Genomic DNA, 20,674 nt, shown 5'->3' with positions numbered 1-20,674 from the left:
GGCCCGCCCGGCTCAGCCGGCGTGCGCGACCTCGACGACGACGCGCATCGGGTTCTCCAGCAGGTACACCCGGAACGGTGCCTCGGCCTGCGTGCCGACGAAGGCGGTCGTGACCCCCTCGAAGGTCGCCAGGAACTCGATCTCGGTGACGCTGCCGGTGCCCGCGGCGGTGACCGTGCCCGCGGAGCTGAACTCGTCGATGCCGGTCTCGAACGGGTAGCCGGCGCCGGTGATCTCCACCTGGAGCACGGCGCCGCCCTCGAGCTGCACCGGCTCGCCCCGACCCGGCTCGATCGGGTCCTCGACGTACTGCACGTTCCAGCCCGGGGTGCCGGCGCCGCCGAGGTCGAAGACGATCCGGTCGAAGCCGTCCTGCGCGGCGAGACGCACGTCGCTGACGGTGACCCGCGCATCGCCCGACGCGTTCTCGGTGTCCGGCTCGGTGTCGCCGGGGAAGTCGGCCGCCGGCGTCTCGGCGGTGGACGGCACGGCCGAGGTCTCCGCGGCGGAGGTCTCGGCAGCGGTCGACCCCTCCGAGGACGATGCCGCGTCGACGTCGCCCTTCTCGGCGCAGCCGGAGACGAGGGCCAGCGAGACGGCGAGGGCGGGAACGGCCAGACGGAGAGGAGCGCGCACGAGGACAGCCTCGCACCCGGGGACCCCCGGTCCGAGGAGGCGCGAGGGGCATGTATTGTTCTCGCTGCCCCCCGGCGAACGAGCCCTCATCGTCTAGTGGTCCAGGACGCCGCCCTTTCAAGGCGGTAGCACGGGTTCGAACCCCGTTGGGGGCACGCAGCACCACAAGCAAGGCCCTGTAGCGCAGTTGGTTAGCGCGCCGCCCTGTCACGGCGGAGGTCGCGGGTTCGAGTCCCGTCAGGGTCGCTCTCCGGTGAGACACCGGGAGGGGCAGGTAGCTCAGTCGGTACGAGCGCTCGCCTGAAAAGTGAGAGGTCGGCGGTTCGACCCCGCCCCTGCCCACCCTCACGCGAACGGGCTCGGCGCATCGCGCCGGGCCCGTTCCGTTTCCCTGCCCGTTCTCAGCTCCAGCTGCGGTCGCCGGCCACCTGCGCGTAGACGTCGGCGTGCACCTGCCGGACCGCGTCGCGCTGACCGTCCCGCCAGACCCGGTCCGCCGGCCGGGGCATGGGGCGGGTCAGCGCCGCGCCGATCGCCGCGGTCAGCGACACCAGATCCACCCCACCCTGCTCGTCGTGGGAGTAGGGCACGACCTCCGACCACTGGTCGGAGAACCACCCGCAGCTCGGCGCCACCACTCGCGTGCCGACGTCGCGGCAGACCTCCACGTTCCGGGAGTGCGTCCCGCACCGCTCCGGCAGGACCGCGACGTGCAGCTGCTGGAGCTGCGCCGTCCACGTGGCCGCCGGAAAGGTCACCAGCTCCAGCCGGCCGGCATCCGCCAGGTCGACGATCTCGCCGTCCAGGGCCGGGAGCTCGGCCTCCTCGACCAGGACGCGAAGGCGGCCACCTCCGGAAACCGCACCCGAGAGGGCCGCCCGCACCAGGGCACCGGGCTCGGGGACCACGCTCGACGGCGCACCCACGCGCAGCCCGACCAGGCCGCGCTCGGAGCCGAGCTCCGGATCGGCGACGGCGACCGACGGATGGGCGACGACGATCGCCGTGCGCCCGTAACGCTCGGCGATGTCGTCGGCGGCGCCAGGGGTGAGCGTCAGCACCACCTCCGCGGTGCTCAGCACTGCGGCCAGGGAGGCGTCGTCCGGCCCCGGCGAGCCGGCCCCCGGGACGTGCAGCTGGTGAACGGTCACGACGAGCGGCACGCCCTGGCGCTGCAGCGCCTCGCTCCAGGCCTCCATCGCGGCAGCGTCCAGCCGCCCGTACCCGACGTGCAGGTGGACGACGTCGACGTCGCCGCCGTGGTCGGCCAGGTGCTCGAGGTCGAACCACGGACTGGGCTCGACGGCGTCCCCGACCCGGGTGACCCCGGCGGGGAGCACCGCGTCCACGTAGGGATCGCGGTGCGGGATGGGAGCCACCCGGATACCGGATCCGAGCAGTTCGGGAAGCCCGGGGTCCGGGGGTTGAGCATGGGTCACGCGACGGTGCGTCTCCTCGTGCGGTCGAGCATTCCGACAGCACGAGGGTGCTGCTCGACGATCTCAGGACCCAGCCTCGGGGTTCGAGCCGGTCCGGTGTCGCCTACCCCGGCCGTTCCGCGCCCAACCTGTGACCGACTCCATCGAGTGAGCCGGCGGTCACCGACCCAGCCGGCCCACCGCACGTGCCGTGGCGTACGCCGGCTCCCGGAACCTGGCCATCGGACCGTCCGCGACTAGCCCGGGAGGCGCGTTCCGGATCGCGTCGAAGCGCAGCGCGGTGTCCAGCGGCCCGCGCGCGGAGGTGCTCCGCAGCCGGGCGAACGGGCGCCACTCCTCCTGGCCGACGGCCGCGGCGAGGGTGAAGTCGATCGCGCCGTCGTCGGCGGCGTTCCGCACCGGCTCGGGATCGGAGGAGATCCCGGTGGTGCGCGGAAGGGCCGCGAGCCGGACGGACCCGGCCGCCGACCGGAAGCCCATGATCGAGCTGTAGACGCCCTCGGCGTCCACGCGGGGCACGGGCACCAACCGGCTCCACGGCCCTCGTCCGGTGCTCGACAGCAGGACGTCGACCGGATCGCTGTCGTCGCCGAGCCTGAAGGCCAGACCCAGCACGTCGGGAAGCGGAGCGGGCAGCCCGGCTCCCCGCGAGAGCCGGACGACGACGGGATCCCTCCGCGCCTCGTCGAGCCACGGCACCCCGAACGGCGGCACAGCTCCGTGCCGCTCCAGCACCGCGTCGAAGACCGCACCTCGCGGGTGCATGGCCCTCCCCCGGCGGTACCGGGCCACCGCGCCCAGGGGCACGGCCACCGCCTTGCCGGCCAGCGCCGCCAGATCCGTCACCACCGGGTTCTGCCCCTCCGGGCCGCGGTCAACCCCGGCCGGAGGGCACTCGGCGAGGGTTGTCGAAGTCTGCTGTGACGGAAGTGCCCGGACTGCTGACGAGCAGTGAAGTCTGCGCAGATCAGGCCGCACATATGGGGAGATCTGCCCGATGACACCCACCGGTCCCGGCCCTACGTTGAGAAGATGCTCTCGACGCTTCTGGTCATCGGCGGTGTGCTGGTCGGTCTCCTCGTACTGCTCGCCGTCATCGTGAGCCTCAGTGCCCGTCCGGCGACGACGACGCGCCCGACCGCAGGCCCCCGCACCCCCTCCTGGGCCGGCGACGTCGGCCGCCCGCACCCCGACGCCTGGTCCCCGCTCTCCACGGGCGCCACCAGCGAGATGCCCGCCGTCCGCTGACCTCGTCCGGCGTCCCGGCGGCTGCCCCGGCCGCGCCGCCGGGACGCTCCGGCCGATCAGCGGCCGGTCATCGTCTCCGCGGCCAGCTCGCCGATCAGCACCGCCGTGAGGGCCGGTCCGCGCCCAGGCACCCGGGGAAGGACCGAGGTGTCCGCGATCCGCAGCCCCTCGACACCGCGCACCCGCAGCTGCGGGTCGACGACGGCCCCGCCGTCGCCGTCGGGGCCCATGCGCGCGGTCCCGGAGAGGTGCACGGCGGTGGTCAGCCGCGACCCGATCCACCGGTCCAGGTCCGCGTCGTCGTCCGGTAGGCCCTCGGGCTCGCCGACCCGGCGCATCGCGCGCCTGTCCAGCAGCTCCGCGGCCAGCCGCACCCCCTGGCGCATCCGCTGCGCATCGGCGGCCTCGACGAGGTGCCGGTACTCCACCCGCGGAGGCCGCGCGGGATCGGCGTCGACCAGCGACAGGCGGCACCGGCCCTCCGTCCGCTGCAGGGAGATCCCCACCTCCACCGGCGAACCCGGGGCCGGCAGCCCGGTCATCACCTGCGCGAACGGCGCGAGCCAGGGCAGCAGCTCCAGGTCGCCGGGCACGCCCGCGCCGTCGGAGGTGGCGTGCAGGACGCCGTGCAGCGGCGCCTGCCCCAGCGCGGCGGCGACCCCGCCCCGGGGACGGAACGGCAGGTAGACGATCGGGTGGTCGGTGCCGTCCTCCCCCACGCCCGGGGCGTCGACGAGCACCTCGATCCCCGCGGCCCGCAGCTGGGCGGCCGGGCCGATCCCGGAGAGCAGCAGCAGGTGCGCCGAGCCCACGGCGCCCGCGCAGAGCACCACCTCGGTGGCCCGGATGTCGCCGGCCGTCGTGCGGACCCCCACCGCCCGACCCCGTTGGACCAGCACCCGCAGCACCTGGGCGCCGCCGCGCACCGTCAGCAGCGGGTCGCCCCGGCGCGGGCCGAGATAGGCGTCGGCGGTGCTCACCCGCACCCCGTCGAGCACGTTCCGCGGAACCGCCCCGTAGCCGGGCGGCCCGCCGCCGTTCTTGTCCGGCTCGGCCGGCAGGCCCAGCTCGTCGACCGCCTCGGCGAAGGCCGCCGCGAGCGGCGGACCCCCGGAGGGCCGGCTCACCGGCATGGGGCCGTCGGCGCCGTGCTCCGGGCGGTCGCCGAGGTCCCGGTCGCTCTCCAGGCGCTTCAGGACCGGGAGGAGCCGCTCCCAGGCCCAGCGGTCCCCGCCCGCGGCGGCCCAGCCGGCGGCGTCGGCCCGCGTGGGGCGGAGGAAGTAGCCCGCGTTGATGGCGCTCGAGCCGCCGACGACCCGGCCGCGCGGCACGCGGATGCTCCGGCCGTCGGCCAGCAGTCCGGGCAGGTCCCAGTTGGCGGGGTGCCCGGCGACGGCCCCCCGCAAGGTGGAGGCGTCCCGGAGCTCGTCGCCGACGGCGTCCGCCCCGGCCTCCAGGAGCAGGACCCGGCGGCCGGCGTCCACCAGGCGGGCGGCCAGCGCGCAGCCGGCCGTCCCTGCTCCGACGACGACGACGTCCCAGCCGCCGGCCTCAGCCATCGGTGAGGCCCAGCACCCCCGGCAGGTCCAGCCGGCGCACCTTGCCGGTGGAGGTGCGCGGCAGGCCGGGCAGCGGGTGGAGGGCCTTGGGGCGCTTGGCCGGGGCCAGCCGCTCGCGGGCCCAGTCGGCGAGGTCACCGGCCTCGGCGTCGCCCACGTAGGCGGCCACCACCCGCTGGCCCCAGTCCGGATCGGGAACGCCGAATACAGCGCTCTCCACCACTCCCGGGTGCGCGTCCAGGACGGCCTCCACCTCTGCGGGGTAGACGTTCACCCCGCCGGAGATCACCAGGTCCTCGCGGCGGCCGTCGAGCCACACGACGCCGTCGTCGTCGACCCGGCCGAGGTCGCCCACGGTGACCAGGTCGCCTCGCCAGGCCTCCGCCGTCTTCTCCGGGGCGCGCCAGTACTCGAAACGCGCCCACGGGGGCACGGCGCACCACAGCTGACCGCGCTCGTCGGTCTCCAGCCGGCGGCCGGGGCGGGCCCGCCCGACGCTGCCGGGATGCGCGAGCCAGTCCTCGGGCGAGCAGACGGTGAACTGGGCCTCCGTGGAGCCGTAGAACTCCCAGACGCTGCCCTCGGGCAGGGCGGCCAGGACGGCGCGCTTGAGCGGCTCCGGGCAGGGAGCGCCCGCGTGCACGAGGCGGCGGAACGAGGACCAGTCGACGTCGTCACGGGCCAGCAGCCGCTGCAGGTGGGTGGGCACGCAGAAGGTGGTGGTCGGCCGGAGCCCGGTGATCGTGCGGGCGGCCGTGGCGGCGTCGAAGGGGCCGGGCAGCAGCACCTCGCCGCCGGCGAGCAGCGTGTGGATCGAGAACCGCAGCGGTGCGCTGTGGTGCAGCGGCGAGAGGACCAGATGCCGGTCGGCCGGCCCGAAGCCCCACAGCTCGATCTCCTCCGCGGCCAGGGCGCGGGCGTGGTCCTCGGCCAGGACGCCGGACCACACGCCCTTGCGGCGGCCGGTGGTGCCGGACGTGTAGTGCATCGGCCGGGCCAGCGGGACGTCGGCCAGCTCAGCCTCGTCCTCTCCCAGGAGCCGGCCGGGGTCGTCGCCGGCGTCCAGAGCGGCATCGGCGTCCTCCGCCAGCGCCGCACGCTCCTCGGCCGGCAGCGCCGGGTCCAGCACGACGGGCACGATGCCGGTGCGCAGCGCCCCGAGCACCACGGCCAGCAGTTCGGGCGACGCCGCGGCCGAGACCAGCAGCCGGTCCCCGGCGCCTAGCCCTGCGGCCGCGAGGGAGGCGGCCGCGCGGCGCTGGTCCCGCTCGCTGCCGGCGCTCGTCACCACCGGGACCGTCATGCCGGCCGCACCTCCCCCGCCGTCCCGAGCGCGACGCGCCCCTCGGCGGCCAGCTTCTCCAGGCCGGCCCGGGTGGACTGCGCCGCGGCCGGCCAGACCTCGCGCGGCACCTCGGCGTAGATGCTCGCGACGAGCTCGTCGACGCTGCGGGCGCCGTCGGCCAGTGCGTCGAGCAGCTGCTGTTCGCGGAAGGCCCGGTGCGCCAGGTAGTACGTCAGCACCGCGCCCGGATCCTCGGTCAGCTCGGGGCCGTGGCCGCAGTAGAGCGCGCTCGGACCGAGATCGTGCACCCGGCGCAGCGACTCCAGGTACGCCACGACGTCGCCCTCGGGATGCGTCACGACGGAGGTGCCCCGGCCGAGCACGTGGTCGCCCACCAGGACGGCGCCGGACTCCAGCCGGAAGGCGAGGTGGTCCGCGGTGTGCCCGGGCGTGGGGACGACGTCGATCGCCGTGCCGGCCAGCGTCAGCCGCTCGCCCGGCTCCAGCAGGCGTCCGCCGGGGCCGGCGACGTCGGCGCTCGCAGCGGCCACCGGCGCCCCGAAGCGGGCGCCCCAGGGCAGTGCGGCCTCGGCGTGGTCCCCGTGGTGGTGCGTGACGAGGACGCCGACGCAACGGGCGTCGCGGGCGGCGAGCGCGGCCTCGACGGCGGCGAGGTGCGCGGCGTCGTCCGGGCCCGGATCGACCAGCACCGCCTGACCACTGCCGGGAGCCCCGACGACGTAGGTGTTCGTGCCGTCCAGGGTCATCGGCGAGGGGTTGGGTGCCAGCACGCGGGTGACCAGCGGTTCCAGGTCGGCGGTGCGGGGCAGCTCCCCGGGAGCGGGGAGGCCCCAGCCGGCGCGGGGATCGGTCGGAGCGGGCACGGACGCACGGTAACGGTGCGGCACCGCGCTCCGCTTCCGGCCGCTAACCTCCCGCCCATGGGCCGTCCCCGCTCCGCTCTCCGCACAGGACCCGCCGTGGCCGCGGCCGCCGTGCTGCTCGTCGCGTGCGGGGGCTCCGACGAGGAGGAGGCGGGCACCTCCAGCGCCTCGGCGACGACGGCCGAGCCCGCCGACCCGGAGTTCTGCACCGCGGCCGCGAGCATCCAGGAGCGGCTGCAGGCGACTGTCAGCGATCAGTCCGACCCCACTCGCCTGCCGGCGATCCTGGACGAGGCCGCCAGCGAGATCCGGGCCATCCAGGCCCCGGACGAGATCTCCGGCGACTGGGCAGCCCTCGCCGGCGGCGTCGAGCAGTTCTCCGCCGCGATCGCCGGCATCGACTTCACCGATCCCGACGCCCTGACCACCCTGGACCAGCAGCTCACCCCGCTGCAGCAGCAGCTGGGCGCGGCGTCGACGAACGTGGGCGACTACCTCCGGGACGAGTGCGGCATCGAGGACGACGCGACGGGCTGACGCCCGTCATCCCCCGCAGCCGCCGAGGTAGATGCCGCGCGCGTTGAGCCACGGAACGGGGTTGACCTGACCGCCGTGCATCGCGCCGCCGGGGTGCACCTCGAAGTGCAGGTGGGGGCCCGTGGACTGCCCGCGGTTGCCGACCTCGGCGATCTGCTCACCGGCCGAGACGCGCTCACCCGCCGAGACGAAGTAGCGGTTCACGTGCCCGTAGACGGTGACCTCGCCGTCGTCGCCCTCGAGGTAGACGGCCAGCCCGAACCCGGTGGCCGCACCGGCCCGGCGCACCACCCCGGAGGAGGCCGCGTACACGGGGGTGCCGATCGGGGCGGCGATGTCCACGCCCCCGTGCAGCGCGCCCCAGCGCCAGCCGAAGCAGCTCGACACCCGGCCCGAGGTCGGCTTGGCGTGGCCGGAGATGACCTGCCCGACGCTGCCGCCACCACCGCTGCTCGGCCCGCGGGAGGCGGCGGCCGCGGCTGCCGCGGCGCGCTGGGCCTCGGCGATCGCCGCCGCTTCCTCGGCCCGCTTCTGCGCCTCCCACTGGGCGTAGGCGTTGCGCGCCCCCTGCAGCTGGAGGAGCTGGATCTGGGCGGCCTGCAACTGCTGCTCGTACTGCGCCTTCTGCGCGCTGACCTGCTGGTAGGAGGCCTGCTGGACGGCGAGCTGGGAGTCGGCGGTCCGCTTGGCCGCCTGTGCGGCGTCCTCCGCGGAGGCGCTCTCGTCCCGGGCGGCACGGGCCTGCGAGTCGGCGTTCGCCTGGCGGGCGCGGGCCACCTCCAGCGCACCGAGGACGTCGATCTGGTTCTCCGCGACGTAGTCGAGGATCGCCGCCCGCTGGATGAGCTCGCCCGGGCCCTCGGAGTCCAGCAGCGCCACGGAGCTGGCGAGCGCCGAACCCTTCATGTACGTGTCCCGGGAGAAGTGCGCGATCCGGGCCTCGGCCGCGGCGACGGCCTCGGCCGCCGCCTGCAACTCGGCGGCCGCCTGGTCGGCCGCCGCCTGCGCCAGCTGGAACGCCTCCAGCGCCGCCTCGTAGGCGACACCGGCCGCCTCGGCCTGGATGCCGACCCGCTCGAGCTCGGCCTCGGCTCCGGCGAGGAGTCCGCTGAGCCTTCCCACCTCGGTGGCCGCTGCCTGCTGGGTGGTCCGCGCGGCACCGAGCTGGCTGTCGGTGGGGTTGGGCGGCGGAGGGGCGGCGACGGCAGGGACTGTGGAGCCGATCAGCGCCACGCCGGCCACGACGCCGAGCAGCGCGGCGCGCAGGGACCGGGCGGGACGACCCGGAACGGACCGGCGGCTACCGGTCCCGGGTGTCACCGGTCCGGTCGGACGGCGGTGGGACATGACTCGCTCCCTGGGGAAGAGGGTGGGGCGTGATGCCCCAGCAGAGTCGCACCGTCACCACTAGTCACAAAGACAACACGCGGCACGCGAGGGGCGCCGCAACCAAAACGGTCGGTGACCGTCTCGTAGCTATCGGTATGTCGACAATCCGGTCAGTTGCCGGGTCGTTCCAGCTCGTGCGCGAGCGCGTCGAGCTCCGCCCCACCGGCCATCAGCCGGGTCAGCTCCTCGCGGGAGATGTCCTCCTTGGCGAACTCCCCGAGGCTGCGGCCCCGGTTCAGCAGCAGGAACCGGTCCCCGACCGGATAGGCGTGGTGCGGGTTGTGGGTGATCAGCACGACGCCCACCCCGCGGTCGCGCGCCTGGGCCACGTAGCGCAGGACGACGCCGGCCTGCTTCACGCCGAGGGCCGACGTCGGCTCGTCCAGGATCAGCACCCGGGCGCCGAAGTACACCGCACGGGCGATGGCCACCGACTGGCGCTCGCCGCCCGAGAGCGTGCCCACGGGCTGGTCGGGGTCGCGGATGTCGATGCCCATCGCGGCCAGCTCGCGGCGGGTGACGTCCCGGGCCTGCGCCCCGTCGAACCGGCGGAACGGACCCCATCCCTTCGTCGGCTCCGCGCCCAGGAAGAAGTTCCGCCAGATCGCCATCAGCGGGATCATCGCGAGGTCCTGGTAGACGGTCGCGATCCCGGCGTCGAGCGCCTCGCGCGGTGCGCCGAACGCCACCGGGGCGCCGTCGAGGAGGAGCTCTCCCCGGTCCGCCCGGTGCACCCCGGACAGGATCTTGATCAGCGTGGACTTGCCCGCGCCGTTGTCCCCGAGCACGCAGGTCACCTCGCCGGCGCGCACCGTGGCGCTGATGCCGTCGAGCGCGATGACCGAGCCGTAGTCCTTGCCCAGGTCGCGCAGCTCGAGCAGCGGCGCGTCGTCCCGGGTCATCAGCGGGCGCGTCATCGCCGGGCCGCCTCGGCGTAGCGCCGGACCAGCCGGTTGCCCAGCACGGCGAGCAGCAGCATCGCGCCCAGGAAGAAGTAGAACCAGTCGGCGTCCCAGCGCAGGTACGGGATGCCGAGCTGCGTCATGCCGAAGATCAGCGCACCCAGCGAGGCGCCGATCGCCGAGCCGAAGCCACCGGTCAGCAGGCAGCCACCGATCACCGCCGCGACGATGTAGATCAGCTCCTGCCCGATGCCGGTGTTGGCCTGCACCGAGGTGAGCCGCACGGCCAGCGTCGTCCCGACGAACCAGGCCGCGCCGGCCGTCGTCATGAACAGGACGATGGAGGTGCGGCGGGCCGGGACCCCGACGTTGCGGGCCGCGGCGTCGTCACCGCCGGTGGCGAACACCCAGTTGCCGAACCGGGTGCGCAGCAGCACCCAGGTGGCCAGCGCGGTGAACAGCAGCCACCACAGGACGGCGATGCGCACCTCGGCGCCCAGGATCTCGACCCGTGAGGCGAAGACCCACTCCGCGGCCGCGTAGCCGGGGACGTCGTCGATGCCGGTGACGGTGACCGTGCTCGTGAAGAGTTTCGTCAGGCCGAGGTTCAGCCCCTGGAGCATCAGGAACGTGCCCAGCGTGATGATGAAGCTCGGCAGCCCGGTGCGCGTGACCAGCCAGCCGTTGACGAAGCCGATCAGCAGCGCCAGCACCAGCGAGACGCCGATGGCGACCCACAGGTTCTGACCGAACTCCGTGGCCACGATGCCGACGGTCAGCGCGGTCGTGCCGACCAGCACGCCGGCGGACAGGTCGAAGTGCCCGCCGATCATCAGCAGGGCGACCGCGACCGCCATGATCCCCAGCGTCGACGCCGGGTCCAGCCAGTTGGCGATCCCGCGCGTCGACCGGAACGTCTCCGACTGCACCGCGAAGAAGGCGAAGACGGCGATCGCCCCGACGAGGGCACCCAGCTCGGGCTTGACCAACAACCGGCGGAGCGGGCCGGGAGCGGACAGCCGCTCGTCGGCCCGCCGCTCGGCCGGAGCGGTGACCTGCGGGGCGCTCAGCGCGTGCCGGCCGAGGCCAGGTCGGCGATCTCGTCGACGTTCTCGGCGTCCACGATGCCCGGGCCGGTCAGGACCGGCTGCCCCCCGCCGACGGTGTTCAGGTTCTCGGCGTAGAGCTTGAGCATCACGATCGGCAGGTACCCCTGCTCGTACTGCTGCTGGTCCACGGCGAAGGCGATGTCGCCGGCCTGAATGCCGGCGATGACGTCCTCGTTGAGGTCGAAGGTGGCGACCCGCGCCTCGGAGCCGGCGTCGGCGGCCGCCTCGACGGCGACCGCGGCCACGGCGGAGTTGAGCGTGAGGACGGCGTCGATGGTGGCGTCGCCCTGCAGCTGGGAGGCGATGGCCGACTGCGCACCCTGCAGGTCGTTGATGTCCACCTGCAGCGGCGTCACCGGGGCGCCCAGGCCCTCCGAGGCGCCGTCGCAGCGCTGCTGGTGGCCGATGTTGCCCGCCTCGTGCACGACGCACAGGACCTTCCGCGCGCCCCCGGCCGCGAGCTCCTCGCCGGCGCCGCGGCCCGCGATCGCCTCGTCCTGGCCGACGTGCCCGATCGCGCCGAACTCGTCGGAGCGGTCGCCGCCGGAGTTGATGGTGACGACCGGGATGCCGGCCTCGACCGCCGCGGAGATCGAGTCCTCCAGAGCGTCCGGGTTCGCCATCGATACGACGATGCCGTCGACGTCGGAGTTCACCGCGGCGTCGATCAGCTGCGCCTGGCGCTGGGGGTCGCCGTCGCTCTGGTAGTCGACGTCGATGCCCAGGTCCTCGCCGGCCTGCTCGGTGCCGTTCTGCACGACGTCCCAGAACGCGTCACCGGCCGAGCCGTGCGTGATGACCGAGAAGGTCAGGTCGCCACCAGCCGGAGAGCCGGCGGAGCCCTCCCCGCCCGAGTCGCCGCCACCGTCGGTGGTGCAGGCGGAGAGCAGCAGGGGTGCGGCCACGGCGAGCGCCAGCAGTCGCTTCGGTGCGGGCATCGGGAAGTCCTCCTGTGGTCACGGGCCGTGCCCGCGGAGCCGACCGTGTTCTCGGTCCGACCCAGGATCATGCTCCACCTCGGTGCCGGAAGGCGCTCAGGAGGGGCCCGACGCGGCGACGTCTCCTCCGTCCGGGGTACAGCCGCAGGCGTTCTAGGCTGGCTGCGTGGACGTCCTCACCTCCGGTCACGAGCAGGTCGTGTTCTGCACCGATCCCGGATCGGGGCTGCGAGCCGTGATCGCCATCCACTCGACGGCGCTCGGCCCGGCGCTCGGCGGCACGCGCTTCTACCCCTACGCCAGCGAGGACGCCGCGGTCGCCGACGCGCTGCGGCTGTCCCGGGCGATGTCGTACAAGAACAGCCTCGCCGGGCTGGATCTCGGCGGCGGCAAGGCGGTGATCATCGGCGATCCGCAGACCGACAAGACCGAGGCGCTGCTGCGCGCCTACGGCCGGTTCGTGGAGTCCCTGGGTGGGCGCTACCTGACCGCCTGCGACGTGGGCACGTACAACGCCGATCTCGACGTCGTCGCCCGGGAGACCCGGTACGCGCACGGCCGCTCCGAGGCCTACGGCGGCTGCGGCGACTCGTCGGTGCTGACGGCCTACGGGGTCTTCCAGGGCATGCGCGCCGCCGCGCAGCAGTGCTGGGGCTCCCCCTCCCTCGCGGGGCGCACCGTCGCGATCGCCGGCGTCGGCAAGGTGGGCTCCTGGCTGGCGGGGCACCTCGTGGACGACGGCGCGGACGTCGTCGTCACCGACGTCGACCCCGCGGCCGTGGAACGGCTGCAGGCCCGTCACCCCGGCGTCCGGGCCGTGGCCGACACGGCGGCGCTCGTGCGCACACCGCACGACGTCTACGCGCCCTGCGCGCTGGGCGGGGCGCTCGACGAGGAGACCGTCTCGGAGCTGCCCGGCCGGATCGTCTGCGGCGGCGCCAACAACCAGCTGGCGACGCCGGAGATCGCCGACCGGCTGCGCGAGCGCGGCATCCTCTACGCCCCGGACTTCCTGGTGAACGCCGGCGGCGTCATCCAGGTGGAGGACGAGCGGCACGGGTTCTCCTTCCCCCGCGCCCAGTCCAAGGCCTCAGGCATCTACGACGTCGCGCTGCGGGTGTTCGCACTCGCGGAATCCGATGGCATCTCCCCCGCCGTCGCCGCCGATCGCCTGGCCGAGGAGCGCATCTCGTCGGTGGGCCGACTGGCCACGATCCGGCTTCCCCGCTGAGGTTCCGGGTCGCTCGGACGGGCGACGCCGGGCCCCTGGGGGAGGGACGTATGGCCTCCCCGGGGAGGGACGTGTGCCCGCCGCGGATCCGTGTCGTAAGGTTGGCCAAGACATAGTCACTTCAGTCGGGGTCGCCACGCGGGCCGTCCAGCCGCGGGCTGGGCCGCCGTACTCCGGTAACGAGGGGGTCGAGCCGATGGGGCGCGGCCGAGCGAAGGCCAAGCAGACACGCGTGGCCCGTGAGCTCAAGTACAGCTCACCGAACACCGACCTCACCGCGCTTCAGCGCGAGCTGGCCGGATCTCCGTCGTCGTACTCCGCGCCTCCCAGCGCGCCGGACGACGACGAAGAAGAGGACGACACGTACGCCGACCGCTGGGCGGACGACGACACCGACGACGACTGGACCGCCAGCCGCTGACGCGGCGACGACCCGATCGACGTCACACACGACGACACCGCGGCCCCTCGGGGCAGCGGTGTCGTCGTGTTGTTGAGGTGTCGTCGCGTTCGGGCCCGCCCCGGGGAGCACGTCCCCGCAGCGGCCCTCAGGAGCGGTAGGAGCCGATGAGCTCGGCGGGCGCGGCGTCCTGGTCGGATCGCGCGCCGATGGTGCCGGCGACCCAGGCCGGCACACCACGGGCGGTCAGCAGCCGCACGGCGTCGTCGGCCCGGTCGGCCGAGACCGCCGCCACCATGCCGACGCCGCAGTTGAAGGCCCGCTCGGACTCCGTGCGGGGCACGCCGTGCTCCTCCATCAGCCGGACCGCGGCGGGCAGTGCCCAGGTGCCGCGGTCCAGGACCGCCTGCAGGCCCTCGGGGACGACGCGCGCGGTGTTGCCGGCCAGCCCGCCTCCGGTGATGTGGGCGAAGGCGTGCACGGTCTCCACCCCGAGCTCCTCGACCAGCGCGAGGCAGTCGAGGGCGTAGATCCGGGTGGGCTCGAGCAGCTCCTCGCCCAGCGGGCGGTCCAGGCCGGCCGGCGTCGCGTGCAGGTCCAGGCCGGCGGCGCTCACCACCCGCCGCACCAGCGAGTAGCCGTTGGAGTGGAAGCCGGACGACGCCATGGCGATCACGACGTCGCCGTCGCGCACCCGCTCCGGCCCCAGGACGGCGTCCGCCTCGACGACGCCGACGGCCGTGGCGGCCAGGTCGTACTCGTCGGCGTCCATCAGGTCGCCGTGCTCGGCGGTCTCCCCGCCGACCAGCGAGGCCCCGGCCAGCGTGCACCCGGTGGCGATGCCGGTGACGATCGAGGCGATCCGCTCCGGGACGACCGTGCCGCAGGCGACGTAGTCCTGCAGGAAGAGCGGCTCCGCGCCGCAGGCGACCAGGTCGTCGACGACCATGGCCACCAGGTCGATGCCGACCGTGTCGTGCCGGTCGAGCAGGCGGGCCAGCGCGATCTTCGTGCCGACCCCGTCGGTGGAGGAGGCGAGCAGCGGCTTGCGGTACTTCTGCACGTCGAGCGCGAACAGGCCGGCGAACCCGCCGAGCCCACCCACGACCTCCGGCCGGTTGGTCCGCTCGACGGCGGCCTTCATCAGCGTGACGGCGCGCTCGCCGGCGTCGATGTCGACGCCGGACGCGGCGTAGGTGAACTCGGTGCTCACGGCCGCTTCAGAGCGTCCTCGGCGCCACCCGGGACCGACGCGCTGCCGGCCTGCTGGCCGGTCCACCCGTTGATGGCCCGCTGACCGATGCCCTCGAGCACGTGCTTGCCCAGCACGTCGGGGATGCCCAGGTCGATCGGGTACTCGCCGGTGAAGCAGGCGGTGCACAGCCGGTTGCGGGGCTGCTCGGTCGCCGCGATGAGCTCCTGCTCGGAGACGTAGGCCAGCGAGTCGGCGTTGATCGAGGCGCGGATGCCGTCGATGTCCAGGCCGTTGGCGATCAGCTCGGCTCGGCTGGCGAAGTCGATGCCGTAGAAGCACGGCCACTTCACCGGCGGCGAGGAGATGCGGACGTGCACCTCCAGCGCTCCGGCCTCGCGCAGCATCCGGATGAGCGCGCGCTGGGTGTTGCCGCGCACGATCGAGTCGTCCACGACGACCAGCCGCTTGCCACGGATGACGTCGCGCAGCGGGTTGAGCTTCAGGCGGATGCCCAGCTGGCGGATCGTCTGCGACGGCTGGATGAACGTGCGGCCGACGTAGGAGTTCTTGACCAGGCCCAGGCCGTACGGGATGCCCGAGGCCTCGGCGTAGCCGACCGCGGCCGGGGTGCCCGACTCGGGCACCGGGATGACGAGGTCGGCCTCGGTCGGGTGCTCCTTGGCCAGCCGGCGGCCGATCTCGACGCGCGCGGCGTGCACGCTGCGCCCGGAGATCGAGGTGTCCGGGCGGGCCAGGTAGACGTACTCGAAGACGCAGCCCTTGGGGTCGGCGACGGCGAAGTGCTGGCTGCGCAGGCCGTCCTCGTCGATCGCGATGAGCTCGCCCGGCTCGACCTCGCGCACGAAGGAGGCGCCGCAGATGTCCAGGGCGGCGGTCTCGCTGGCGACCACCCAGCCCCGCTCCAGCCGGCCCAGCACCAGCGGGCGCACACCCTGCGGGTCGCGGGCGGCGTAGAGGGTGTGCTCGTCCATGAAGGTGAAGCTGAACGCGCCGCGCAGGCGGGGCAGCACCTCCATCGCGGCGGCCTCGACCGACATGTCCGGCTTCGCGGCGATCAGCGACGTCACCAGGTCGGAGTCGTTGGTGGCGACGAACGCCCCGGCCACGCCCTCGTCCGCGGCGGCGCTCGCCAGCTCGGCGGTGTTGACCAGGTTCCCGTTGTGACACAGCGCCAGGCCGGTGCCGGCCTCGGTGGTGCGGAACGTCGGCTGGGCGTTCTCCCACGTGGAGGCCCCGGTGGTGGAGTACCGCGCGTGGCCGACGGCGATGTGGCCGCGCAGGCTGCCGAGGGTCGGTTCGTCGAAGACCTGGCTGACCAGCCCCAGGTCCTTGTAGACGACGACCGAGGCGCCGTCGGAGACCGCGATGCCGGCCGCCTCCTGCCCTCGGTGCTGGAGGGCGTACAGACCGAAATAGGTCAGCTTCGCGACCTCTTCCCCGGGCGCCCAGACGCCGAAGACGCCACAGGCGTCCTGGGGTCCAGGATTCTGGGGGTCGAGGTCGTGCGTCAGCCGTCCATCACCGCGAGGCACGGGGTCGAGAGTACCGGGGCCGGCGGCGCTGCCCAGAGGCGAAGGGGTGTCACCGGTCACCCCGGAGGCGCTTCGTCGCTGGTCGGAGGGGAACCGGACCGCACCCTGGCGCGTTGGGCCTCGGTCCCCACCGGCCCCGGAGGTCCGCCCGTGCCCACGCTCACCACGTCCCTTCCCCCCGCCCGCGCCCAGGCCGACCGGCTGATCGCCCTCGGCGTGCACGAGATCGCGGGGCTCGGCCCGCGCGAGCTGTGCGACGCCGCGGACGCGCTCGCGCCCGGCGACCTGCTGGTGATCCACCCCGACCGGGCGCCGGTCTCCGCGCTCGCCCCGCTGCTCACGCTGGACGGGAAGCCCGGGTTCGTCGTCACCGACATGACCGACGTCGACGCGTTCTCCCCCGTCGAGTCGGTCGAGCTGCCCGACTCCCCGGTCTACGCGGTGACCGACCTGGACCGCGGCGACGAGATGCTGAACTGGAGCCCCGACGAGGCGCTCCCGGCGATCACCGGCGCGGGGCGCACCCCGCTCACCCTCGGCGAGGGCGTGCACTGGCTGCTGCAGTGCCCCGACGTCCTGGCCCGCAACGTCTGCTTCATGACGATCGGCTCGCGGCTGCGCAAGCCGAAGGGCGGGCTGGACTCCCGCACGCCGGCGCTGTGGATCAGCAACGGCACCGGGCGCGACGGCAAGGACCGCCGGGGCGCCCCCAAGGTCGGCTGGTGCTGGGCGGGCAACCGGCACACCTGGCTGGGCTTCGCTTCAGCCGCGACCCGGCGGTGAGGTGATGGAACGGCCCCGGTGCAGGGGCCCACGCCGAGCATGCGAGGCGTGGGGGGCATCGGGGTCCTTCTTCAGCCGATCGTGCGGAGCTCCGCGGCGATCGTGGTGTCGTCGCCGTGCCCGGTCTTCACGACGGTGTCGCCGTGCAGGCTGAACAGCTGCGACCGGATCGAGTCCAGGATCGTCGGGTGGTCGCTGAACGACCGGCCCGTCGCGCCCGGGCCGCCGCAGAACAGCGTGTCACCGGTGAAGACGGTGTTCAGGTCCGCGGCGTGCAGGCAGGTGCTGCCCGGCGAGTGACCGGGGGTGTGCAGCGCGACGATGCGGGTGCCGGCGACGGTGAACCGGGTGCCCGGCTGCAGGTCGGAGTCGGGCTGGGCATCCGCGTGCGTCATGTCCCAGAGCATCCGGTCGGCGCTGTTGAACCAGATCGGGGCGCCGGTGGCCTCGCGCAGCGCGGGGGCGGCGGTGATGTGGTCGTTATGCCCGTGGGTGAGCACGATCGCCGTCACCTTCCGGCCGCCGATCGCCTCGACGATCGGGGCGGCGTCGTGCGGGGCGTCGACGACGAGCACCTCGGCGTCGTCGCCGATCAGCCAGACGTTGTTCTCGACGTCGAAGTCCTGCCCGTCCAGGGAGAAGACGCCCGGGATCACGACCTTGTCGATGCGGGCGGCCATCAGAGCACCACGACCGAACGCAGCACGTCGCCGGCGTGCATCTTGGTGAACGCCTCCTCGACGGCGTCCAGGCCGATCGTCTCGCTGACGAACTCCTCCAGCGGGAACCGGCCCTGCAGGTACAGGTCGACCAGCATCGGGAAATCGCGGCTGGGCAGGCAGTCGCCGTACCAGGAGGACTTGATCGCCCCGCCCCGGCCGAAGAGCTCGATCGCGGGGAGGGTGATCTCCATGCCCGGCGTCGGAACGCCGACCATGACCACGCGGCCGGCGAGGTCGCGGGCGTAGAACGCCTGCTCGAACACCGCGGGGTGGCCGACGGCGTCGATCGCGACGTCGACCCCGAAGCCGCCGGTCAGCGCCCTGATCGCCTCGACCGGGTCGGTCTCCTTGGAGTTGACCGTGTGGGTGGCGCCGAACTGCTTCGCCCACTCCAGCTTCCGGTCGTCGATGTCGACGGCGATGATCGTCGTCGCCCCGGCCAGCTTCGCGCCGGCGACCGCGGCGTCACCCACGCCACCGCAGCCGAAGACGGCGACGGTCTCGCCGCGGCGCACGGCGCCGGTGTTGATCGCAGCGCCGACGCCGGCCATGACGCCGCAGCCCAGCAGGCCGGCAGCCGTCGCGGGAGCGGCGGGGTCGACCTTGGTGCACTGGCCGGAGTGGACCAGGGTCTTCTCGGCGAAGGCGCCGATGCCCAGCGCCGGCGAGAGCTCGGTGCCGTCGGCCAGCGTCATCTTCTGCGCGGCGTTGTGGGTGTTGAAGCAGTACTGCAGCTCGCCCTTGAGGCAGGCCCGGCACTGGCCGCAGACCGCGCGCCAGTTGAGGACGACGAAGTCGCCCACGACGACGTTGGTGACGCCCTCGCCGACGGCGGAGACGACGCCGGCCGCCTCGTGGCCCAGCAGGAACGGGAAGTCGTCGTTGATGCCGCCCTCGCGGTAGTGCAGGTCGGTGTGGCACACCCCGCAGGCCTGGATGTCGACGACCGCCTCGCCCGGCCCCGGGTCCGGCACCAGGATCGTCTCGACGGTGACCGGTTGCCCCTTGCCGCGGGCGACGACGCCCCGTACCTCGTAAGCCATGACCCGAGCCTAGGGGGGTGCCGGAGGCCGGGCATGGGCACTACGGTTTAGTCACATCGAGTCACTGCTTGCTCACGATGGCGAGTTGCCGGGGCCAACTTGCGGGGGACGACGTAGCGTGCCACCCGATCGCGACCCAGATCACAGGGCGCGTCCCGGTTGTGGCCGTCCGGCCCTACCGGTTCCCGTCCCCGGAGGTTGTTCCCCGTGGCAGTACCCAGCTTCCTGGCGCGCGAGCGAATCATCGCGCGCCCGGGCTTCAACCGCTGGCTGATCCCGCCGGCGGCTCTCGCCGTCCACCTGTGCATCGGCCAGGCCTACGCGACCAGCGTCTACAAGACCGCCCTGGTCTCGCACTTCGACTCGACGCTCACCGCGATCGGCATCATCTTCTCGATCGCCATCGTGATGCTCGGCCTCTCGGCCGCCGTCTTCGGCACGTGGTGGACCGGAACGGCCCCCGCGCTGCCATGTTCACCTCGGCCGTCTTCTGGGTGACCGGCTTCCTCGTCGGCTCCCTCGGCATCTACACCGAGCAGCTGTGGCTGCTCTACCTCGGCTACGGCGTCATCGGCGGCATCGGCCTGGGCATCGGCTACATCTCGCCGGTCTCCACCCTGATCAAGTGGTTCCCCGACCGTCCGGGCCTGGCCACCGGCATGGCCATCATGGGCTTCGGTGGTGGCGCGCTCATCGCCTCGCCGCTCTCGCGCCAGCTGATGAGCTGGTACGACCCGGGCTACGACCCGGCCGTCGTCGGCACCACGCCCAGCGGCAACGCCGTCGGTGGGCTGTTCCTGACCCTGGCCGCGCTCTACGCCGTCTTCATGATGTTCGGTGCGTTCATCGTCCGCGTCCCGGCCGCCGACTGGAAGCCCGCCGGCTTCGACCCGGCGTCGGTCAAGTCCAAGCCGATGATCACGACCGAGAACGTCTCGGCCAACAACGCGATCAAGACCCCGCAGTTCTGGCTGCTGTGGACGGTTCTCTTCTGCAACGTGACCGCCGGCATCGGCATCCTCGAGCAGGCCGCGCCGATGATCCAGGACTTCTTCCGCAACGGTGAGACCTCGACGGTCCTCGCCGCCACGGCGGCCGGCTTCGTCGGCCTGCTCTCGCTGTTCAACATGGCCGGCCGCTTCGTGTGGTCGTCCACGTCGGACTTCATCGGGCGCAAGCCGATCTACATGGTCTACCTCGGCGTCGGGATCATCCTGTACGTCATCCTGGCTACCCTCGGCAGCTCGGCGACCTGGATCTTCGTGATCACCGCCGCGATCATCATCTCCTTCTACGGCGGTGGCTTCGCGACGGTCCCGGCCTACCTGCGTGACCTCTTCGGCACCTACCAGGTCGGCGCCATCCACGGCCGCCTCCTGACCGCGTGGGCGGCGGCCGGCATCGCCGGCCCGCTGATCGTCAACGGCGTCCTCGACTCGCGGGGCACCCCGGGTCAGCTCGTCGCCGGCGACTACCGGCCCGCGCTGTTCATCATGGTCGGCCTCCTGGCCGTGGGCTTCATCGCCAACCTGCTGATCAAGCCGGTGGCGAGCAAGTGGCACGAGTCGAAGGAAGCCGTCGAGGAGTTCACCCACGAGCACCACACCGAGGAAGAGCGGAGCGCCGTCCGATGAGTTCGTCCGTGTCGCAGCACGACCAGCAGCCCACGACCACCCCGGTGGGGCTCATCGCCTTCGCCTGGGCGCTCGTCGGAGTTCCGCTGGCCTATGGCCTCTACAACACCGTGAAGGCGGCAACCGCGCTGTTCGGCTGATCCCCTTCATCACCCACTGAGCCCCGTCCGCTGTCCAGCGGGCGGGG

Annotated in this window: 22 protein-coding genes and 3 tRNA genes; 11 read left to right on the top strand and 14 right to left on the bottom strand. The window is 73.5% G+C overall.

All coding sequences use genetic code 11. The features are described from left to right. Positions 1-12: 12 nt before the first annotated feature. Positions 13-636, bottom strand: a complete 624-nt coding sequence (locus tag LBW97_RS13065; RefSeq protein WP_224499814.1) for a hypothetical protein — start codon at positions 634-636, stop codon at positions 13-15. 82 nt (positions 637-718) lie between these two features. On the opposite strand from LBW97_RS13065, the gene LBW97_RS13060 reads away from it, so the two are divergent. The 3 genes from LBW97_RS13060 (at position 719) to LBW97_RS13050 (ending at position 978) form a co-directional block, all read left to right on the top strand. Next, positions 719-791, top strand: a tRNA-Glu gene (locus LBW97_RS13060). A gap of 17 nt (positions 792-808) precedes the next feature. After that, positions 809-882 (top strand) — tRNA-Asp (locus tag LBW97_RS13055). Between the two features lie 22 nt (positions 883-904). Continuing rightward, positions 905-978: transfer RNA gene (locus tag LBW97_RS13050), tRNA-Phe, on the top strand. Between the two features lie 59 nt (positions 979-1,037). On the opposite strand, the gene LBW97_RS13045 is transcribed toward LBW97_RS13050, so the two are convergent. After that, on the bottom strand, positions 1,038-2,015 hold the full coding sequence (locus LBW97_RS13045; RefSeq protein WP_224499813.1) for a glycosyltransferase: 978 nt from the start codon (positions 2,013-2,015) through the stop codon (positions 1,038-1,040). Positions 2,016-2,234: 219 nt separating this feature from the next. Next, positions 2,235-2,924: a phosphodiesterase gene (locus tag LBW97_RS13040; protein ID WP_224499812.1), complete on the bottom strand. Its 690-nt coding sequence runs from the start codon at positions 2,922-2,924 to the stop codon at positions 2,235-2,237. Positions 2,925-3,107: 183 nt separating this feature from the next. Here LBW97_RS13040 and LBW97_RS13035 point away from each other — a divergent pair, with 183 nt between their 5' ends. Next, positions 3,108-3,323: a hypothetical protein gene (locus LBW97_RS13035; protein WP_224499811.1), complete on the top strand. Its 216-nt coding sequence runs from the start codon at positions 3,108-3,110 to the stop codon at positions 3,321-3,323. 56 nt (positions 3,324-3,379) lie between these two features. Here LBW97_RS13035 and mftG read toward each other — a convergent pair whose 3' ends face one another. Genes mftG through LBW97_RS13020 form a run of 3 tightly spaced genes read right to left on the bottom strand, consistent with a single transcriptional unit; the run spans position 3,380 to position 7,051 of the window. Then, the gene (gene mftG / locus LBW97_RS13030) at positions 3,380-4,882 is read right to left on the bottom strand and encodes a mycofactocin system GMC family oxidoreductase MftG (RefSeq protein ID WP_224499810.1); all 1,503 of its coding nucleotides are present in this window, start codon (positions 4,880-4,882) and stop codon (positions 3,380-3,382) included. Continuing rightward, positions 4,875-6,185 (bottom strand): class I adenylate-forming enzyme family protein, encoded by a 1,311-nt coding sequence (locus LBW97_RS13025; RefSeq protein WP_224499809.1) that lies wholly within the window; start codon positions 6,183-6,185, stop codon positions 4,875-4,877. The genes mftG and LBW97_RS13025 overlap by 8 nt, the downstream gene beginning before the upstream one ends. Then, the gene (locus LBW97_RS13020) at positions 6,182-7,051 is read right to left on the bottom strand and encodes an MBL fold metallo-hydrolase (protein WP_224499808.1); all 870 of its coding nucleotides are present in this window, start codon (positions 7,049-7,051) and stop codon (positions 6,182-6,184) included. Before LBW97_RS13020 ends, LBW97_RS13025 begins: the two co-directional genes overlap by 4 nt. 96 nt (positions 7,052-7,147) lie before the next feature. Between LBW97_RS13020 and LBW97_RS13015 the strand changes: the two genes are divergently transcribed. Beyond that, complete coding sequence (locus tag LBW97_RS13015; protein WP_224499807.1) at positions 7,148-7,588, top strand: hypothetical protein; 441 nt, start codon at positions 7,148-7,150, stop codon at positions 7,586-7,588. Between the two features lie 6 nt (positions 7,589-7,594). Here LBW97_RS13015 and LBW97_RS13010 read toward each other — a convergent pair whose 3' ends face one another. The 4 genes from LBW97_RS13010 to LBW97_RS12995 form a co-directional block, all read right to left on the bottom strand. Then, positions 7,595-8,935, bottom strand: a complete 1,341-nt coding sequence (locus LBW97_RS13010) for a M23 family metallopeptidase (protein ID WP_224499806.1) — start codon at positions 8,933-8,935, stop codon at positions 7,595-7,597. Between the two features lie 152 nt (positions 8,936-9,087). Continuing rightward, positions 9,088-9,894, bottom strand: coding sequence for an ATP-binding cassette domain-containing protein (locus LBW97_RS13005; RefSeq protein ID WP_224499805.1), 807 nt, complete (start codon positions 9,892-9,894; stop codon positions 9,088-9,090). Then, entirely contained in the window at positions 9,891-10,871 is a 981-nt protein-coding gene (locus tag LBW97_RS13000; RefSeq protein ID WP_224499804.1) for an ABC transporter permease, read from the bottom strand. Before LBW97_RS13000 ends, LBW97_RS13005 begins: the two co-directional genes overlap by 4 nt. A 74-nt stretch (positions 10,872-10,945) precedes the next feature. Then, the gene (locus tag LBW97_RS12995) at positions 10,946-11,926 is read right to left on the bottom strand and encodes a sugar ABC transporter substrate-binding protein (protein ID WP_224499803.1); all 981 of its coding nucleotides are present in this window, start codon (positions 11,924-11,926) and stop codon (positions 10,946-10,948) included. Between the two features lie 166 nt (positions 11,927-12,092). Here LBW97_RS12995 and LBW97_RS12990 point away from each other — a divergent pair, with 166 nt between their 5' ends. Next, positions 12,093-13,157 (top strand): Glu/Leu/Phe/Val dehydrogenase, encoded by a 1,065-nt coding sequence (locus tag LBW97_RS12990; protein WP_224499802.1) that lies wholly within the window; start codon positions 12,093-12,095, stop codon positions 13,155-13,157. A gap of 232 nt (positions 13,158-13,389) precedes the next feature. Then, positions 13,390-13,578 (top strand): DUF3073 family protein, encoded by a 189-nt coding sequence (locus tag LBW97_RS12985; RefSeq protein ID WP_374489915.1) that lies wholly within the window; start codon positions 13,390-13,392, stop codon positions 13,576-13,578. A 127-nt stretch (positions 13,579-13,705) separates the two neighbouring features. Here the strand turns inward: LBW97_RS12985 and purM are convergent, their stop codons facing one another. Together purM and purF are read right to left on the bottom strand one after the other, a co-directional pair. Further along, entirely contained in the window at positions 13,706-14,770 is a 1,065-nt protein-coding gene (gene purM, locus LBW97_RS12980) for a phosphoribosylformylglycinamidine cyclo-ligase (protein WP_224499800.1), read from the bottom strand. Continuing rightward, positions 14,767-16,305, bottom strand: coding sequence for an amidophosphoribosyltransferase (gene purF / locus LBW97_RS12975; RefSeq protein ID WP_224499799.1), 1,539 nt, complete (start codon positions 16,303-16,305; stop codon positions 14,767-14,769). Before purF ends, purM begins: the two co-directional genes overlap by 4 nt. Before the next feature lie 150 nt (positions 16,306-16,455). On the opposite strand from purF, the gene LBW97_RS12970 reads away from it, so the two are divergent. Further along, positions 16,456-17,088 carry a DUF5701 family protein gene (locus tag LBW97_RS12970; protein WP_224499798.1) on the top strand — a complete coding sequence of 211 codons (633 nt, stop codon included), beginning with the start codon at positions 16,456-16,458 and terminating at the stop codon, positions 17,086-17,088. A 71-nt stretch (positions 17,089-17,159) separates the two neighbouring features. Here the strand turns inward: LBW97_RS12970 and LBW97_RS12965 are convergent, their stop codons facing one another. Beyond that, on the bottom strand, positions 17,160-17,768 hold the full coding sequence (locus LBW97_RS12965) for an MBL fold metallo-hydrolase (protein ID WP_224499797.1): 609 nt from the start codon (positions 17,766-17,768) through the stop codon (positions 17,160-17,162). Further along, positions 17,768-18,853 (bottom strand): S-(hydroxymethyl)mycothiol dehydrogenase, encoded by a 1,086-nt coding sequence (locus LBW97_RS12960; RefSeq protein WP_224499796.1) that lies wholly within the window; start codon positions 18,851-18,853, stop codon positions 17,768-17,770. The genes LBW97_RS12965 and LBW97_RS12960 overlap by 1 nt, the downstream gene beginning before the upstream one ends. A 207-nt stretch (positions 18,854-19,060) precedes the next feature. On the opposite strand from LBW97_RS12960, the gene LBW97_RS12955 reads away from it, so the two are divergent. From LBW97_RS12955 to LBW97_RS12945, 3 genes are read left to right on the top strand one after another with little or no spacing between them, the layout of a single operon-like run. Next, positions 19,061-19,351: a hypothetical protein gene (locus tag LBW97_RS12955; RefSeq protein ID WP_224499795.1), complete on the top strand. Its 291-nt coding sequence runs from the start codon at positions 19,061-19,063 to the stop codon at positions 19,349-19,351. Then, entirely contained in the window at positions 19,324-20,487 is a 1,164-nt protein-coding gene (locus LBW97_RS12950) for an OFA family MFS transporter (RefSeq protein ID WP_255601003.1), read from the top strand. Before LBW97_RS12955 ends, LBW97_RS12950 begins: the two co-directional genes overlap by 28 nt. Continuing rightward, positions 20,484-20,627, top strand: coding sequence for a hypothetical protein (locus LBW97_RS12945; protein WP_224499793.1), 144 nt, complete (start codon positions 20,484-20,486; stop codon positions 20,625-20,627). Before LBW97_RS12950 ends, LBW97_RS12945 begins: the two co-directional genes overlap by 4 nt. Positions 20,628-20,674 lie beyond the last annotated feature (47 nt).

Source organism: Blastococcus sp. LR1 (genome assembly GCF_020166105.1).
Lineage (GTDB): Bacteria > Actinomycetota > Actinomycetes > Mycobacteriales > Geodermatophilaceae > Blastococcus.
Note: the sequence above shows the minus strand (reverse complement) of the source record. Positions and strands in the feature narration are given on the sequence as shown.

Excerpts from the sequence above, each read along its gene's own strand:
- LBW97_RS12945 (WP_224499793.1), top strand. The coding sequence starts at position 20,484 with ATGAGTTCGTCCGTGTCGCAGCACGACCAGCAGCCCACGACCACCCCG.
- mftG (WP_224499810.1), bottom strand. The coding sequence starts at position 4,882 with ATGGCTGAGGCCGGCGGCTGGGACGTCGTCGTCGTCGGAGCAGGGACG.
- LBW97_RS13025 (WP_224499809.1), bottom strand. The coding sequence starts at position 6,185 with ATGACGGTCCCGGTGGTGACGAGCGCCGGCAGCGAGCGGGACCAGCGC.
- LBW97_RS12960 (WP_224499796.1), bottom strand. The coding sequence starts at position 18,853 with ATGGCTTACGAGGTACGGGGCGTCGTCGCCCGCGGCAAGGGGCAACCG.
- LBW97_RS12950 (WP_255601003.1), top strand. The coding sequence starts at position 19,324 with ATGTTCACCTCGGCCGTCTTCTGGGTGACCGGCTTCCTCGTCGGCTCC.
- LBW97_RS12995 (WP_224499803.1), bottom strand. The coding sequence starts at position 11,926 with ATGCCCGCACCGAAGCGACTGCTGGCGCTCGCCGTGGCCGCACCCCTG.
- LBW97_RS13010 (WP_224499806.1), bottom strand. The coding sequence starts at position 8,935 with ATGTCCCACCGCCGTCCGACCGGACCGGTGACACCCGGGACCGGTAGC.
- LBW97_RS12965 (WP_224499797.1), bottom strand. The coding sequence starts at position 17,768 with ATGGCCGCCCGCATCGACAAGGTCGTGATCCCGGGCGTCTTCTCCCTG.
- LBW97_RS13005 (WP_224499805.1), bottom strand. The coding sequence starts at position 9,894 with ATGACGCGCCCGCTGATGACCCGGGACGACGCGCCGCTGCTCGAGCTG.
- LBW97_RS13035 (WP_224499811.1), top strand. The coding sequence starts at position 3,108 with ATGCTCTCGACGCTTCTGGTCATCGGCGGTGTGCTGGTCGGTCTCCTC.